Raw genomic sequence first — 13,130 nt, 5'->3', positions numbered from 1 at the left:
ACCCCCCAGCCCACCACACAGATCTACTCCCTCAGAGTCCGATGCTGCGTCCCTAGAGCCGGTTCCTGGGCGGTGTCCCGGGCGGTGTCCCGGGCGGGCGCCTCAGGCGCCGCTCGCGCCGAGCATCTCCTCGCGCTCCACGATCTTCACGCGCTCGCGGCCCTGCGGCTCGCCCAGCGCCTTCTCTGCGGCGTCCAGCTTGTACCAGCCGTCCCAGGTCGTGTACCGGACCTGCCGCTCGGCGAGGAAGGCCTCGACCGCCTCGGGCTCGGGGGAGGCGGGGGTGAGGAGCCGGCCCTGGGCGTGGTCCTCGAGGAGGTTGGCCACGGTCTCGTTGGCGTCGCCCTTGGTGTGGCCGATCAGGCCGATGGGGCCGCGCCGGATCCAGCCGGTGACGTAGGTCGAGGCCATGTGCGCGCCGGCCTCGATGACGCGACCGCCCTCGTCCGGGACGGTGCCCGACTCGACGTCCCAGGGGAGCTTGGGCAGTTCGTCGGAGAGGTAGCCGACGGCCCGGTAGACGGACTGGACGTCCCAGGTGGTGAACGCGCCGGTGCCCTTGACGTTGCCCGTGCCGTCGAGTTCGGTGCGCTCGGTGCGCAGGCCGACGACCTTGCCGTCCTCGCCGAGGATCTCGGCCGGGGACTCGAAGAAGTGCAGGAACAGCTTGTGCGGGCGGTCGCCGGTGTCGCGGATCGCCCAGTTCTCCAGGGTCTTGGCGACCATGTCCGCCTGCTTGTTGGAGCGGCGGGTGGTGATCGAGCCCTCGTCGTAGTCGATGTCCTCGGGGTTGACGATGACCTCGATGTTGGGCGAGTGGTCGAGCTCGCGCAGCTCCATCGGGCTGAACTTCGCCTGCGCGGGACCGCGGCGGCCGAAGACGTGGACCTCGAGCGCCTTGTTGGCCTTGAGGCCGTCGTGGACGTTCGGGGGGATCTCGGTGGGCAGCAGCTCGTCGGCGGTCTTGGCGAGGATGCGGGCCACGTCGAGGGCCACGTTGCCGACGCCGAGGACGGCGACCTTCTCGGCCTCCAGCGGCCAGGTGCGCGGCACGTCCGGGTGGCCGTCGTACCAGGAGACGAAGTCGGCGGCGCCGTAGGAGCCGTCGAGCTCGATGCCGGGTATGGAGAGGGCGCGGTCTGCGGTGGCGCCGGTGGAGAAGACCACGGCGTCGTAGAAGGAGCGCAGCTCGTCGAGGGAGATGTCGCCGGGGTAGTCGACGTTGCCGAAGAGGCGGACCTGCGGCTTGTCGAGGACCTGGTGCAGGGCGGTGATGATGCCCTTGATGCGGGGGTGGTCGGGGGCGACCCCGTAGCGGATCAGGCCGAAGGGGGCGGGCATGCGCTCGAAGACGTCGATGGACACACCGGGGTCGGCGGCCGCCTCGGACTTCAGCAGCGCGTCGGCCGCGTAGATACCGGCGGGGCCGGCGCCGACGATTGCTACCCGCAGAGGGCGAGGCATGGTGGGTTCCCTTCGACCGACAATCTGACTGATCAAGGAAACCCTAAACTAAGGCCACCCTAACCCCGTACCCGCCTCCCGTTTATGCCCCCATAAGCCGCCCTTATGGGGTGCCAAAGCCCGGCTTCTGCCCGACCGTACCCGGCTCAGCCCGCGTATTCGGTCAGGTCGATGCTGTGCAGGGTGACCGGGGCTCCGGTGGCGGGGTCGGCGGCCTCGCCGTCCTGGGCCATGCCGAGCTTGCGGATCACGTTGGCGGACTCCTCGTTGCCGACCCGGTTGACGGCGACGACCCGGTCCAGGCCCCGGTCCTGGAGGGCGAACTCCAGGGTGGCCTGGGCCGCTTCGGAGGCGTAGCCCTGGCCCCAGAAGGGGCGGCCGAGGCGCCAGACGACCTGTACCTGGTGCCGGGTCTCGGGCAGGTCGTCGGCGGCGGACAGGCCGACGGCGCCGATCAGCTCGCCGGAGGCCAGCAGCTCGACGGCGAAGACGCCGAAGCCCTCGTCGTCCCACTCCTCCTCCCAGAGCTCGATGGCCTCGGCGGTCCCGTCCAGGTCGAGGGCGGAGCCGTCGCCGATCCAGCGCATCACGTCGGGGTCCGAGGTGATCTCCGACAGGGGAACGAGGTCGTCGTCGGTCCAGCGGCGGAGGAGGAGGCGGGGGGTGCGGATCTCGGTCATGCCCCACATCCTGCCGAACCCGGCCCGACCAGGGGTAATCGGGGCCCGGGCGGCCGGCGCGGGGCGGCTCAGCCGACGGTGATCTGGTCCAGCTTCGCGCGCAGGTAGGCGTGCGAGTCGACCGGCTCGTGCGCCACCCGGCCCAGCGGGGCGGGCAGGGACTCCACGCGGGTGTGGGCGTCGCACTCGTAGAAGTAGACCAGTGAGACCAGCTCCTCCGCCGGGGCGTGCGCGGGCGGCGGCAGGACCCGGTGGCGGCCGGCCCGCCACCGGTCGCCGGTCCAGCGGGCCAGCAGGTCGCCGATGTTGACGGTGAGCGCCGCAGGGTCGTACGGGGCGTCCTGCCAGCCGTCGGCGTCGGTGTGGATCTGGAGCCCGCCCGCGCCCGCCTCGCGGTCCAGGACGGTGACCGTGCCGAAGTCCGTGTGCGGCCCGATGCGGAACTGTCCCGGCAGGGGCTCGCCGACGGTCTCGGCGCCGGGGTACCAGTTGAGGTTGAACCCCCAGGTGGGGTGGCCGGTGTGGCGGGTGAAGTGGTCCTCGGGCAGGGCCAGGACGGCCGCGAGCAGCCCCAGCAGCTCGTCGGAGAGGGACCGCATCGCCCCCAGGTACGCGGTCACGGGCTCCCGCAGGCCCGGTACCTCGGCGGGCCAGGTGTTCGGCCGGAACCATTCGGCGTCCACCGAGGACACCCCGGTGGGCTCGTCGGCGGCGAAGGACCAGGACTCCTTGAGGTCGGGGGGCGAGGCCGTCCCCTCGGCGTAGCTGTTGGCCTCGGCGCCGGGGCCGAGCCAGCCGCGTCCGCCGACGCTGACCGCGTACGGCTGCTTCGCCTCGGGCGGCAGCCGGAAGAAGGACCGCGCGGCCGCCCGGATCCGGGCGGGCAGGGCGGGGTCCACCCCGTGCCCGGTGACCAGCAGGAACCCGGCCGCCTGGAGCGCCTCGTCCACCCGGGCGGCGATCCGGGCGCGTGCGGCGGGGCCGCCGGAGCGCCACGGGCCGAGATCGATGACGGGGACCTGGGAGCTCGCCATGGAGGCCTGCCTTCCGCGGGGGACGTGAGGAACAGTAGGGGTTCAGGGGCGTTCGAGGCCGCTGCACGGCGGCGAGTAGTCCAGATAGGGCATGTACGAGGCCCACTGCGCGCGCGTGATCCGCGGGCCGGTGTGCGCGCAGGCCCCGGCCAGGGCGCGGTCGAGGTCGGTCGCGGCCAGCCGGAGGGTGCTGTCGTAGCCGCCCGAGGCCAGGACGGTCCCGTCGGGGCTGAAGGCGACGGAGCCGACGGCGGTGACGTGTCCGGTCAGGGCGGCGAGCGCGGCGGGCCGGGCGCCGCGGGCCACGCTCCACAGCCGGACGGTCCGGTCGTCGCTCGCGCTGGCCAGGGTGCGGCCGTCCGGGCCGAAGGCCACCGCGCCGACGACGTCGGTGTGCCCGGTCAGGGTGGCGAGCGCGGCGGGGCGGCGCGGCTCGGCCAGGTCCCACAGCCGGACCGGGGTGCGGCCGCCGGAGGCGGTGGCGAGGGTGCGGCCGTCGGGGGCGAAGGCCACGGAGAACACGGCGGTGTCGTGGCCGCCGACGACGGCCAGCGGCTCGGGCCGGGTGCGGTCGCCGACGTCGGTCAGCCGGACGGTGGTGTCCTCGCCGCCGGTGGCGAGGGTGCGCCCGTCGGGGCTGAAGGCCACCGCGCGGACGGTGTCCCGGTGCCCGGGGACGGTCGCGGTCTCGGCGGGGCCGGCGGGGTCGGTGACGTCCCACAGGCGGACGGCGCCGCCCGCTCCGGCGGTGGCCAGGGTGCGGCCGTCGGGGCTGAAGGCGAGGGCGCGCACGTCGGCCTCCCGTGCGGGGAGCCCGGCGGCGACGGCGGGGTGGGCGGGGTCGGCGACGTCCCAGAGCCGGACGGCGCCGTCGGCCGCGGCGGTGGCCAGGGTGTGCCCGTCCGGGCGGTAGGCGAGGGCGCGCAGCGGGGCGCCCTCGCCGCCGAGGGTGGCCACGGGGTCGGGCCGGCCGCTGCCCCGGGTCCGCCACAGCCGGGCGGTGCGGTCCCCGCTCGCGGTGGCGAGCTGGCGGCCGTCCGGGCGGTAGGCGAGGGCGACGACCTCCTTGCCGTGCGCGGGCAGCGAGGTCATCAGCGCGGACAGCAGGCCGTCGCGGGTGCGGGCCGTCGGCGAGAGCCGGTAGGCGGTCAGGCCCAGCTGGACCGCGAGGCCCGGTTCGGCGGCGGCCACGCCGGCGGAGGTCTCGGCGAGGTTCTGGGCGACCGCGTCGTTGCGCTGGCGGGTGACCTCGTCCTCGGCCCGGACTGCGCTGCCGGTGGCGACGGCGGACACCACGACGAGGCCGGCGAGCGCCCCGACCAGCAGCCGCAGCCGGCGGGTGCGGCGGCGGGCCGAGTCCCCGGCGGCGGCCTCGGCGGCGGCGCCCGCGGCCAGGAACTCCGCTTCGGCGGCGGTCAGGACGGGGCCCCCGGCGGCGGTGAGTTCGCGGGCCAGGGCGAGCGGGGCGCCGCGGAGCAGGGCTCCTGGGTCACGGCCCACGGCCTCCCAGGCCCGGGCGGCGTCGGCGAGCTGGCGGTGGCGGCGCAGCCCCTCGCGGTCGTCGGTGAGCCAGCCGCGCAGCCGGGGCCAGGCCCGGATGAGGGCCTCGTGGGTGAGCTCCACGGCGCCGTCGCCGAGGGTGAGCAGGCGCAGGGCGGCCGCCCGGGCGAGGACGGTGCGGGTGTCGGCGTCCTCGCCCAGTTCCGCCCGGTCGACGGGCCGTTTGGTGTCCTCGGTGCCCTCGCCGAGGGCGATGAGGTGGACGAAGACCCGCCGGGCCAGCCGCTGCTGGGGGGCGGAGAGGGAGTCGTACAGGGCCTCGGCGGACTGGGCGAGGGCCCCCTCGAAGCCGCCGGCGGCGTGGAACCCGTCCAGGGTGAGGGCCGCGCCCCGGCGTCGGCGCCAGGTCTCCAGCAGGGAGTGCGAGAGCAGCGGCAGGACGCCGACCTGGCCGTGCGCGTGGGCGACGAGGGTGGCCTGGAGGCCGCCCTCGACGGTGAGTCCGGCCCGGCGGGCGGGTTCCACGACGGCCCGGCGCAGTTCGGCGGCGCTCATCGGGCCGACGACGACCTGGGCCTCGCGGAGCACGTCGACGAGTTCGGGGTGGCGGGTGCAGTGGGCGTAGAAGTCGGCGCGCACGCCGAGGACCACCCGGTGGCCGGAGCCGGGGCGCCGGGCGGCCGCGACGAGTCCGGTGACGAACCGGGAGCGCTCGTCGGGGTCGGCGCAGACGGTGAACACCTCCTCGAACTGGTCGACGATCAGCACCCGTTCGGCCGCACCGGGGGCGGCGGCGCGGTCCGCGCCGGATTCGGGGCGGTCGTCGTCGAGGGCCCGGCGGGCGCGGTCGAGGGGGTGCGGGCCGGGGGTGAGGACGGTGACGGCGCGGGCCGGGGTGTCGGCGTGCAGCCGGGGCAGCAGGCCCGCGTGCAGGAGGGAGGACTTGCCGGCCCCGGAGGCGCCGACGAGGGCGACCACCCGGTGCCGGGTCAGGGCGGCGAAGAGGTCCTCCACGAGGCGTTCGCGGCCGAAGAAGAGGCCCGCGTCCTCGGTCCGGAAGGGCGCGAGGCCGACGTACGGGAGCCCCGGCCCGTCCGCCGCCGCCGCCGCGGCGCCGGCGGGCCCCGGCCCGCAGCCGTCCGCCGCGAGTTCCACGGCCGCCGCGCGCCAGCGGCGTTCCCACGCGTCCGCGTCCCCGCCGCAGGCGCGGACGTAGGCGAGGGTCACGTCCAGGCTGGGCAGCCGGCGCCCGGCGGCGGCGCCGGACAGGGTGGCCACGGAGTAGTGGGCGCGCCCGGCCATGTCGCGGTACGGGGGCGAGCCGGCCTCGTGGCGCAGCCGGCGCAGGTCGGTGGCGAACTCCAGCAGCGGCCCGTCCTCCCCTTCCAGCGGACGTTCCTTGCGTGCCATGCGCCGCCCCTTCCCCCGGGACCGTTTTGGACCTGCCGGGGTGGATTGTTCAGCAATTGTTTGTTCAGTTCCAGGGCGCCGACGGCGAACAACGGAGGGCGGCTACACCTGTGTCGGACGGCGGGCCGCGCAGGGCGGCTCCCGGACCTCGGAGGGGGTCGCGACGGATGAGGCGAGGACGAACGGCCCCGGTGGCGCTGGCCCTGACGGCCGCGCTGGCCCTGGCCCTGGCCGGCTGCGCGGACGGAGGGGGCCCGGAGCGGGGCCGGGACCGCGCGGCGGAGCGGGCCTCCGCGGCGGAGCCGACCGCGGACCAGTCCCGCGTCCTGGCCCGGGCCGAGCAGATCCTGATCAGCCGCTGCATGTCCGCGCGGGGGTTCACGTACGCCGTCACCGCACCCGTCCGGGAGGAAGGGGCCGCGCGCTCCTTCCCGTACGGGGTGGACGACGTGGACTGGGCCCGCGCCCACGGATACGGCGGGCGGGCGGAACGCGCCGCGGCCGTGGCCCGGGCGGCCGACCCCAACCAGCTGTACTTCCACCGGCTCCCGGCCCGCGAGCGCGCGGCCGCCCGGACCGCGCTGATGGGCGCCTCCCCCACGGGCCTGTCGGCCACCGCGCCCACCGGGATGACCCTCACGGCCAGCGCCGACGGGTGCATCGCCCGGGCGCAGCGGACCCTCTACGGGGACCTGCCCGCCTGGTTCCGCGTCAAGGTCGTCACGATGAACCTGCGGCCCGCCCAGGAGGAGCGGGTGCGCCGCGACGCCCGGTACGCGCAGGCGGTCGGCCGGTGGGCGGCCTGCATGGCGGAGGCGGGGCGCCCCTACGCCTCCCCGGCCGATTCCCGGCAGGCGGCGGCCGCCCTCGCCGAGGGGCTCCCGCCGGACCGGGCCGACGCCGCCGAGACCGCGCTGGCGGTCACCGAAGCGACCTGTGCGACCAGCAGCGGGCTGGGCCGGGTCTCCCGAGCTCTGGACCGTGCCTACGGGGAGGAAGTCCGAACGCGTCACCAGGACGACGTCACCCTCGGCCACCGGCTCCAGAACGCCGCGCTCCCGACCGCGGAGCGCGTCGTGTCCCAGTACGACCGACCGACATCATCCGGAGGTTCCCGTGAATAAGTTCCGTACGACGATGCTGGCCTGCGCCCTCGCCCTGCCCCTGCTGGTCTTCCCCGGCACCCTGGGCACCGCCACCGCCGCCCCGGCCGACGCCTCCGGCGTGGCGGCCGACGGCAACTACTGGGTGTGGGCGGACACCAACCGGGGCGGTCCGGCCTGCGGCTGGAGCGGCAACGACTCCGACTGGCGCACCTGTGGCGCCGGGAACAACTACAACATGAACGACCGGGCCTCGTCCTGGTGGAACAACGGCTACTCGGGCGCGCTGGGCGACGTCCGGGTCTACGAGGACATCAACTACGGCGGGGCCTCCACCTGCGCCCCCAACGGCTCGGCGGGCAACATCCCGTGGGAGTGGAACGACCGGATCTCCTCCCACAAGTGGGTGACCAACTGCGGCTTCTGACCCGCCGCACCCGGCACCCCGCCGAAACGGCCCGCCGCCCCCTCCGGGCGGCGGGCCCCGTCAGCCGCTCCGGTCCGCCCCGGGTGCGCAGGCCGCCCGGGCCAGGGCGACCGCGCCGGCCACGCCGTCCCCGACCGGGTGCGGCACCAGGCCCCAGCCGGCCACCCGCTCCGTGAACCGCTCCAGCAGGGGCCCCCGCGGGCCGAGCAGGCCGCCCACCGTCACCAGGGGTTCGCCGGGCCGGGGCCGCAGCGCCGCCGTGCTCGCGGCCAGCAGGTCCGCGGCCTCGTCGAGGATCCCCGCGGCCACCGCGTCCCCGTCGTCCGCCGCCCGGACCACCACCGGGCAGTGGCGGGCCAGCCGGACGGGCGCGGCCGCGTCGAGCGCCCCGTCGACGAGGGCGTAGCGCAGCGACGGCGGGTCGGGGACGGGCGTCCCGAACGCCTCGGCCAGCCGGGCCGCCAGCACGGTCCCGGGGCCGCGTCCGTCCAGCGCGCGCAGGGCCCGGCGCACGCCTTCGCGGGCGATCCAGAAGCCGCTCCCGTCGTCCCCGGTGAGCCAGCCGCAGCCGTCCGCGGTCGCTGCGAGGCGGTGGCCGCGCATCCGGGTGGCGGCCGCGCCCGTGCCGGCGATCACCGCCAGGCCGTCCGGCGGGCAGCCCGGCGCCGCGGCGAAGGCGACCTCGGAGTCGGCGGCGACCCGGACGTGCGCGGGTGCGCAGCCGTGGCGGGCCAGGGCCGTGCGCAGCGCCCGGACGGCGACCAGCTGCCCGGCGTCGCCCGCCCGGCCCGGGGTCCCGGCCCCGGCGAACCCGGCGACGACGGAGAGCAGGTCCGCCGGCCGGCCCGGGGGCAGCACCCGCCCCACGACCCGGGCCAGGCGCTCGGTCAGCACCGGCTCCGGCACCGACCGCACGTTGGCCGCCCCGTCCGACGCCGTGGCCCGTACGGGCCCCCCGGCCGCGTGCGCGACCGCCGCCCGCACGCCGGACCCCCCGCCGTCGATGCCCAGCACCAGCCCGCCGCCGCCCGTCACCCGTCCGCCCTCCGTTCTAGTCGGGGAGTCGCGTCCCGCAGCGGCAGCAGTAGGCGGCCGCCGCTTCGGTGGCGAGGCGGCCGCAGGCGGGGCAGACCCGGCTCAGGAGGCAGGCCGGTTCGCCGCCCTCGTCGGGGGCGGCGGGGGCGATGCCGAGGCCCGGGCGGCGGGTGTGCACCGTCAGGTACGCCAGGCCCTCGGGCCCCGCCGCCAGGGAGCGCCGGGTGCCGCGCGGGAGCCAGCACGCCGCGTGGGGCCGCAGCGCGTGCGGGCCGTCCGGGGTCTCGAGCCGGCCGCCGCCGGCCACGACGACGAGCAGCACGTCGAGGAGGGGCTCGGTGTGTTCCGCGATGGCCGCGCCGGGCCGCAGCCGGACCAGGTTGGAGTCGAGTGCGCGCCCGGCCCCGGTCAGCCGCCACAGGGCTCCGGTCGAGTCCTCGCGGGCTTCGGCGATCACCGCGTCGAGGTCCGTCAGGACCCGGGCGGGAGGGGGTTGGGTCATCATGCGGGCCGGTCCTTCCCTGCTTTCGGCGTGCCTTCGCAGTCATACACGATCACGTGGCCCGCCCCGCCTCGGTTCGCCGCCGACCCCCCTCCCGGGGGACCGGCGTCCGCCCCGCCGCCGGGCCGTGCACACGTGGCCGATACAGTCATGTCCGGATCGTGCCGGCCGCACACGCACCGGCCGCGCGGCCCCGCCCGCCGGTCGAACACCGTGACGGGTGGGCCGCCCGATCTCCCTGCCCCGGCCCCGCACCGAAATCCTGCTTCCGCATGCCTACCGCGACCACCGCCCCACCCGCCCCTCCCGTCGCGCCCGCCCCGGCGCCGGGCGCCCCGCCCCGGCCCAGTGCCCTCGCGGCCTTCCACAGCGTCAGCGCCGCCACGACGGTCCTGCTGGCCCTCGTCGCCATCGGCGCGGCGATACACGAGCCGGTGCTCATACCCCCGCTCGCCGCCAGCGCCGCGCTCGTACACAGCGCGCCCACCCTGCCCCTGGCCCAGCCGCGCGGGGTGGTCGTCGGCCACCTGATCGGCGCGGCCTGCGGCTACGCGGTGCTCGCCGCGGCCGGGAGCTCCGCCTGGGCGGCGGCCCTCGCCGCCGGGCTCACCCTGGCCCTGCTGACCCTGGCCCGCACCCCGCACTCCCCCGCCGTGGCCACGGCGGTGGTGACCGTGCTCCAGTCCCCGGCGCCCGCCCGGTTCGTCCCGCTGCTGTTCGGCTCGACGGTCCTGCTGGTCCTCACCGGCTACGCCGGCTCCCGCATCCGCCGCACCGCCCCGAGGTACCCCGCCTACTGGTGGTGATGACCTGCGGGCGCGCCTGCGCCGCGCGGAGGGGGCCCGGGCGCTACTCCTTGTCCGTGGAGATTTCTACGAGGGACGTGTTCGGGGCCCCCTGCTGGGTGAGCCTGATGGCCCGCGACCTGGAGGCCTCCCAGCGCTTCTACGGTGCGGTCGTGGGGTGGACCTTCCGTCCGGCCCGGTTCGGTTCGGCCTTCTCGATGGCCGTGCAGGACGGCGTGCCGGTCGCGGGGATCGGGGCGCTGGCGGGCGATCTGGCCGTGGCGGTGGCCTGGACGCCGTACTTCGCCGTCGACGACGTCGACGTGGCGGCCGCCCGGATCCGTGAGCGCGTGGGCACGGTCGCGGTGGGCCCGGTCTCCTTCCCCGGCGGCGGCCGGGCGGCGCTGGTCGCCGACCCCGACGGGGCCGTGTTCGGGATCTGGCAGGGTCCGGTCACCGCGGGCTGGCGGGTGGGCCTGGGCCCGGCACCCGCCTGGCTGGAGCTGCGCACCCGCAACGCCTTCGACGCGGCCCTCTTCTACGGGGAGGTGCTGGAGTGGGCCACGGGCCGCGGCGGCTGCTGCGAGGTCTCCTACGAGGAGGAGCAGGTCGTCCTCCGCCAGGGCGGCGAGCCGGTGGCCCGGCTGGACAGCGGCCCGGTGGAGGTGGGCGCGTACACCCCCCACACCCGTCCCCGCTGGCACGTCCACTTCCGCGTCCCGGAGCTGGAACCGGCGGTGGAGGCGGCCCTCGAACTCGGCGGCCGGACCGTCTCGGTGGTCACCGCGGACGGCCGGGAACGCTCGATCATGCTGCGCGACCCGGACGGCGCCCTGTTCACCCTCACCGAACGGATCACGGATCCGGAAAACCCGGGACCGGCCTGATCCCCACCCCGCACCGACGCCCCGACACGGGGGCGGGGGCCGGGTCAGCCCAGGAAGCTCAGGCGGACCTGGCGGTCGGGGTTGTCCTTGTTCGTGTCGACCAGGCAGACGGACTGCCAGGTCCCGAGCCGGAGCCGGCCGCCGACGACCGGCAGGGTGGCGTGCGGGGGGACGAAGGCCGGCAGGACGTGGTCGCGGCCGTGGCCCGGGGAGCCGTGGCGGTGCCGCCAGCGGTCGTCGGCGGGGAGCAGGGCGCGGAGGGCTGCGAGCAGGTCGTCGTCGCTGCCGGCGCCCGTCTCGATGACCGCGATGCCGGCGGTGGCGTGCGGGACGAAGACGTTGAGCAGGCCGTCGCGGCCGGCCGCCTCCTCGGTGAGGAAGCGCTCGCAGGCGCGGGTCAGGTCGGTGACGGTCTCGGCGCGGCCGGTGGTCAGGTCGAGGACACGGGTGGCGAATCGGTCGGACATGCCGTCCATGATCGCGCACCCGGCCGCCGGTGCGCCGGTGCACCACCGCGCGCTCGCCGCGGCCCGGGGGCGTTGGGACACTGGCAGCATGAGGAGGTGCCCATGGACCCGGTGGCCGCGCTGGACCGGATCGCCTTCCTGCTGGAGCGTGCGCAGGCCCCCACGTACCGGGTCCGGGCCTTCCGGACGGCGGCGTCGGCACTGACCCGGATGGGCGAGGCGGAGACGGCCGGGCGGGCGGCCGCCGGGACGCTGGAGGCCGTCAAGGGCATCGGGCCCAAGACCGCCCAGGTGGTGCGCGAGGCGCTGCTCGGGGAGGTCCCGCAGTACCTGCGGGTGCTGGAGGACGAGGCCGCGGCGATGCCGGAGGGGCCGCCGCCCGACCCCGCCGCCGTGGCGCTGCGCGCGGCCCTGCGCGGGGACTGCCACCTGCACTCGGACTGGTCGGACGGCGGCAGCCCGGTCGAGGCGATGGGCCGGGCGGCGGCCGGGCTCGGGCACGAGTGGGCGGTGCTGACGGACCACTCGCCGAGCCTGACGGTCGCCCGGGGCCTGTCGCCGGAGCGGCTGCGCGAGCAGCTGGACGTGGTGGCGGAGCTGAACGGGCGGTGGGCGCCGTTCCGGCTGCTCACCGGGATCGAGTGCGACATCCTGCTCGACGGCTCGCTCGACCAGGAGCCGGAGCTGCTGGAGCGGCTCGACGTGGTGGTCGGGTCCGTCCATTCGAAGCTGCGGATGGAAGCGCCGGCGATGACCCGGCGGCTGCTGGCGGCGGTGCGCAATCCGCTGATGGACGTCCTCGGGCACTGCACGGGTCGGCTGGTGACCGGCCGGACCCGGCCGGAGTCCACGTTCGACGCCGCGGCCGTGTTCGCGGCCTGCGCGGAGTCGGGTACGGCCGTGGAGGTCAACAGCCGCCCCGAGCGTCTGGACCCGCCCCGGCGGCTGCTGCGGCTGGCGGTCGGCGCGGGCGCCCTGTTCGCGATCGACACCGACGCCCACGCCCCGGGCCAGCTGGACTGGCAGATCCTGGGCTGCGAACGGGCGGTGGAGTGCGGGGTCCCGCCGGAGCGGGTGGTCAACACCTGGCCGGCCGACGACCTGCTGGCCTGGACCCGTACCCGCCGGGCTCCCGGGTAGGCCGTCCCCTCCGGATCCCGCCCGACCCGCACCGTCCGGCGGGGCCGGGGGTGCGGCCCCGCCCGCGGCTCCCCCGTCACCGGCTCGCGCCGCACCCCCGGCCCCATGGGGCGGACGGGGGCGTGCGGACGGACCCGGGCGTCCCCCGGGCGGACCCGGCCTCAGCCCGCGCTGCGGGCCAGGAGCAGCAGGACGTCGCCGCCCGCGGCCGCCAGCACCCCGAGGAACGGGGCCCGGCCCGGCGCCCCGGCGGTCGCCAGGAGCAGGGCGCCGGTCAGGGCGAGGAGGGTCCAGCCGTACGCGGTGACGTGCCCCGGCGGGCCCAGGACCAGGAGGGCCGCCGCGGCGAGGACCAGGAGCGCGGCCAGCGCGGCCGAGGCGTGGGGGCCGAGCCGCTGGGGCAGGCCGCGTACGCCCGTGGCGAGGTCGTCGGCGATGTCGGGCAGGACGTTGGCGAAGTGGGCGCCCGCGCCGAGCAGCGCGGCGGCGCCGGTCAGCCACGGCGGCGGCCAGGGCGCGCCCGGCAGGCCGAGGGTGACGAAGGCGGGGAGCAGGCCGAAGGCGAGGGCGTACGGGAGCCAGGAGGCGGCCGTGCCCTTGAGCCGGAGGTTGTACGCCCAGGCGGCCGCGACCCCGGTGAGGTGCGCGGCCCCGGGCGCCGGGCCGGGGGCCCGGGACAGCGGCGGTCGCGTTAAA

Annotated in this window: 13 protein-coding genes; 5 read left to right on the top strand and 8 right to left on the bottom strand. The window is 76.9% G+C overall.

The genetic code is table 11. The annotated features are described in order from the left end of the window. Nucleotides 1-102: 102 nt before the first annotated feature. The 4 genes from ACFVXK_RS31595 to ACFVXK_RS31580 form a co-directional block, all read right to left on the bottom strand. Nucleotides 103-1,464: an FAD-dependent oxidoreductase gene (locus ACFVXK_RS31595; protein ID WP_389618408.1), complete on the bottom strand. Its 1,362-nt coding sequence runs from the start codon at nucleotides 1,462-1,464 to the stop codon at nucleotides 103-105. Between the two features lie 146 nt (nucleotides 1,465-1,610). Beyond that, on the bottom strand, nucleotides 1,611-2,144 hold the full coding sequence (locus ACFVXK_RS31590) for a GNAT family N-acetyltransferase (protein ID WP_389618405.1): 534 nt from the start codon (nucleotides 2,142-2,144) through the stop codon (nucleotides 1,611-1,613). A 68-nt stretch (nucleotides 2,145-2,212) separates the two neighbouring features. After that, a complete protein-coding gene (locus ACFVXK_RS31585) occupies nucleotides 2,213-3,178 on the bottom strand; it encodes an isopenicillin N synthase family dioxygenase (protein ID WP_389618402.1) in 966 nt (321 codons plus the stop codon). Between the two features lie 42 nt (nucleotides 3,179-3,220). Beyond that, complete coding sequence (locus tag ACFVXK_RS31580; RefSeq protein ID WP_389618399.1) at nucleotides 3,221-6,088, bottom strand: hypothetical protein; 2,868 nt, start codon at nucleotides 6,086-6,088, stop codon at nucleotides 3,221-3,223. Nucleotides 6,089-6,255: 167 nt separating this feature from the next. Here ACFVXK_RS31580 and ACFVXK_RS31575 point away from each other — a divergent pair, with 167 nt between their 5' ends. Together ACFVXK_RS31575 and ACFVXK_RS31570 are read left to right on the top strand one after the other, a co-directional pair. Further along, complete coding sequence (locus ACFVXK_RS31575; protein ID WP_389618396.1) at nucleotides 6,256-7,212, top strand: hypothetical protein; 957 nt, start codon at nucleotides 6,256-6,258, stop codon at nucleotides 7,210-7,212. Continuing rightward, nucleotides 7,205-7,618 carry a peptidase inhibitor family I36 protein gene (locus ACFVXK_RS31570; RefSeq protein WP_389618393.1) on the top strand — a complete coding sequence of 138 codons (414 nt, stop codon included), beginning with the start codon at nucleotides 7,205-7,207 and terminating at the stop codon, nucleotides 7,616-7,618. The genes ACFVXK_RS31575 and ACFVXK_RS31570 overlap by 8 nt, the downstream gene beginning before the upstream one ends. Nucleotides 7,619-7,678: 60 nt before the next feature. Here ACFVXK_RS31570 and ACFVXK_RS31565 read toward each other — a convergent pair whose 3' ends face one another. Both ACFVXK_RS31565 and ACFVXK_RS31560 read right to left on the bottom strand, forming a co-directional pair. Further along, nucleotides 7,679-8,653, bottom strand: a complete 975-nt coding sequence (locus ACFVXK_RS31565; RefSeq protein ID WP_389618390.1) for an N-acetylglucosamine kinase — start codon at nucleotides 8,651-8,653, stop codon at nucleotides 7,679-7,681. Nucleotides 8,654-8,669: 16 nt separating this feature from the next. Then, nucleotides 8,670-9,155 carry a hypothetical protein gene (locus ACFVXK_RS31560; protein ID WP_389618414.1) on the bottom strand — a complete coding sequence of 162 codons (486 nt, stop codon included), beginning with the start codon at nucleotides 9,153-9,155 and terminating at the stop codon, nucleotides 8,670-8,672. Between the two features lie 272 nt (nucleotides 9,156-9,427). Here ACFVXK_RS31560 and ACFVXK_RS31555 point away from each other — a divergent pair, with 272 nt between their 5' ends. Together ACFVXK_RS31555 and ACFVXK_RS31550 are read left to right on the top strand one after the other, a co-directional pair. After that, on the top strand, nucleotides 9,428-9,961 hold the full coding sequence (locus ACFVXK_RS31555) for an HPP family protein (protein WP_389618387.1): 534 nt from the start codon (nucleotides 9,428-9,430) through the stop codon (nucleotides 9,959-9,961). Between the two features lie 107 nt (nucleotides 9,962-10,068). Beyond that, nucleotides 10,069-10,827, top strand: coding sequence for a VOC family protein (locus tag ACFVXK_RS31550; protein ID WP_389618411.1), 759 nt, complete (start codon nucleotides 10,069-10,071; stop codon nucleotides 10,825-10,827). Between the two features lie 44 nt (nucleotides 10,828-10,871). Here ACFVXK_RS31550 and ACFVXK_RS31545 read toward each other — a convergent pair whose 3' ends face one another. Next, complete coding sequence (locus ACFVXK_RS31545) at nucleotides 10,872-11,294, bottom strand: YjbQ family protein (protein ID WP_389618385.1); 423 nt, start codon at nucleotides 11,292-11,294, stop codon at nucleotides 10,872-10,874. A 102-nt stretch (nucleotides 11,295-11,396) separates the two neighbouring features. Between ACFVXK_RS31545 and ACFVXK_RS31540 the strand changes: the two genes are divergently transcribed. Continuing rightward, complete coding sequence (locus tag ACFVXK_RS31540; RefSeq protein WP_389618382.1) at nucleotides 11,397-12,434, top strand: PHP domain-containing protein; 1,038 nt, start codon at nucleotides 11,397-11,399, stop codon at nucleotides 12,432-12,434. Between the two features lie 161 nt (nucleotides 12,435-12,595). On the opposite strand, the gene ACFVXK_RS31535 is transcribed toward ACFVXK_RS31540, so the two are convergent. After that, a partial coding sequence (locus tag ACFVXK_RS31535; RefSeq protein WP_389618379.1) for a UbiA family prenyltransferase occupies nucleotides 12,596-13,130 on the bottom strand: 535 nt, incomplete at its 5' end.

The sequence above is a fragment of the Streptomyces sp. NPDC058157 genome (assembly GCF_042884105.1).
Lineage (GTDB): Bacteria > Actinomycetota > Actinomycetes > Streptomycetales > Streptomycetaceae > Streptomyces.
Note: the sequence above shows the minus strand (reverse complement) of the source record. Positions and strands in the feature narration are given on the sequence as shown.

Bases quoted from the DNA above. Each gene is read 5' to 3' on its own strand.
- ACFVXK_RS31575 (WP_389618396.1), top strand. From the start codon at position 6,256: ATGAGGCGAGGACGAACGGCCCCGGTGGCGCTGGCCCTGACGGCCGCG.
- ACFVXK_RS31580 (WP_389618399.1), bottom strand. From the start codon at position 6,088: ATGGCACGCAAGGAACGTCCGCTGGAAGGGGAGGACGGGCCGCTGCTG.
- ACFVXK_RS31540 (WP_389618382.1), top strand. From the start codon at position 11,397: ATGGACCCGGTGGCCGCGCTGGACCGGATCGCCTTCCTGCTGGAGCGT.
- ACFVXK_RS31555 (WP_389618387.1), top strand. From the start codon at position 9,428: ATGCCTACCGCGACCACCGCCCCACCCGCCCCTCCCGTCGCGCCCGCC.
- ACFVXK_RS31585 (WP_389618402.1), bottom strand. From the start codon at position 3,178: ATGGCGAGCTCCCAGGTCCCCGTCATCGATCTCGGCCCGTGGCGCTCC.
- ACFVXK_RS31595 (WP_389618408.1), bottom strand. From the start codon at position 1,464: ATGCCTCGCCCTCTGCGGGTAGCAATCGTCGGCGCCGGCCCCGCCGGT.
- ACFVXK_RS31560 (WP_389618414.1), bottom strand. From the start codon at position 9,155: ATGACCCAACCCCCTCCCGCCCGGGTCCTGACGGACCTCGACGCGGTG.
- ACFVXK_RS31545 (WP_389618385.1), bottom strand. From the start codon at position 11,294: ATGTCCGACCGATTCGCCACCCGTGTCCTCGACCTGACCACCGGCCGC.
- ACFVXK_RS31590 (WP_389618405.1), bottom strand. From the start codon at position 2,144: ATGACCGAGATCCGCACCCCCCGCCTCCTCCTCCGCCGCTGGACCGAC.
- ACFVXK_RS31550 (WP_389618411.1), top strand. From the start codon at position 10,069: ATGGCCCGCGACCTGGAGGCCTCCCAGCGCTTCTACGGTGCGGTCGTG.